Below are 1,779 nucleotides of genomic sequence, written 5' to 3'. Positions count from 1 at the left end.
AGGTGTTATACTCTCTTGATACTGACTCCAAATCATCCTGTAGTTCAATGATGTGTTGGTAGAGGTCGGATACTAAACTGTCAGGACAGTCCGTCAGGTCATATTTTGCAAGACCTCTTAACTCGGCTGTCTTCTGTCTATCTTTGCTGTTTTGATTTTCTGTGCTCATTTTTAGTCACGATTCCGTATCAACTGAACCAGCCGTCAGTGGTTCCAACTGTCGACTGAAACTGCGGTCAGCTGAATGTCTCGGTGAGGTGTCACGGACAGTCCGCGACAGCGCATCAATGACAACAACAGGTACGTTGGTTCAGTTAATATACTTTCCTTAAAATAAGCCTCTGTCTATCGGTTTTGTAGTTCCACCATACAGTGGTTCCCGTGCTAAATGAAGAAATCTACATATCCTTCCGAATAACCAGACTGGTTCAGACGATTCAGGTTCTGTGGTGAGGAAGTCATCTCCGTGCTGTAGATATGTATAAAGCCGGAATAGCAGTCTCTGAAACTATGACAATTTTCTGGAAATTGTACAGCATCGGGTCTGGCTACGATAGAGAACGCACCTCAGCTGAAATTCAAAGGGGTAATTAGATGGTTCAACTCCACATCGTTGGTGGGAACGCAAAGACCTCCTATGGGATTTATATAAATTCGTCTCTCGTGGATGATACTGGATGGGAGACCGGTGATTCCCTTCGAATCACTGTCGTCGACGGAGAATTAATTCTTGTCACACACGAACAGATGCCGGTTAACCAATGGATTGAGCTCTACGACGCTGCAACTACAAATGAAACAATCAATGAAATGGACCCAGCAGACCTCATCAAGTTACGGGACTTCTCTGACGGTTCCGATGGTCGTCGACCATCTTCGGTGACTTCGCTGTCTCGACTTAGCGACTCAGGACATCGGGTTCTCGTCACAAACGCAGTACACCGACTCAGATTAACGGCGAACACTGCAATCCACCGACAGGCAAACTTGGGTGTACTCGTTCTAATTCCGGCCTCTATCGAGACAGAGGACGTAAATGAACGAGTTCGAGATATTTTGGATAAGCGTGAGTCACAATTGGGAAACAGCAGTAACCCTACCGAATAGATATGACCTCTGACAAAGCCGGACTAAGACTCACTAATAGGACAGCTGCGGGCTGTTAGCTAGTAATACCATATCTTGGTGGCTTTCACGTTGGTATTCAGCCGTTACACTAGGTGATAATACAGACGCAACTACTTACTAACCCCCCCACATTTGTGACAGTATCATCAATGGCTCCACAGATTCCCACACTCTTTGAGTCGTGTACTCCCCACGACGATGTGCTATCGGGAACACTGTCGGAAAATGAGTTCGCTGCGAAGCTCTCCGATGTAGTGTTTCGACAGGATGAGGCCCCTGAAATCTATGGAAACCCGGATACCTTCTTCGAGAAGACGTATCCAACAGATGGACTACAGGACCTCCTCACTCTGCTTGCGAAACGATACGTCGGCAAAGAGCAAGACGAGTTCAGCGGAGAAGATGGGCTTCTCTCACTCGATACGGTATTCGGTGGTGGAAAAACCCACTCACAAATCGCCGCGTACCACTTCTCGCAGAACCCGGACGTAATCGACGACCTATCACAGTACATCGTCGACGACGAAGCACGTTCGCAGTTTGAAGAGGTCAAAGACGAACTATCTGTTCGGACAGCCGTTTTCGAAGGCGGGTACGTCAGCGCGACCAAGGCGAAATGTAACAAGGACGACCCGAGTGCACCGAACACGC

At 47.8% G+C, this 1,779-nt stretch carries 1 pseudogene; it reads left to right on the top strand.

The features are described 5' to 3' along the window. Window positions 1-1,277: 1,277 nt before the first annotated feature. Window positions 1,278-1,779, top strand: a pseudogene (locus EXE45_RS16310) (hypothetical protein); the annotation flags it as partial.

The sequence above is a fragment of the Halorubrum sp. SP9 genome (assembly GCF_005435015.1).
GTDB lineage: Archaea > Halobacteriota > Halobacteria > Halobacteriales > Haloferacaceae > Halorubrum > Halorubrum sodomense.
This window is presented reverse-complemented; position numbering and strand designations above follow the sequence as displayed.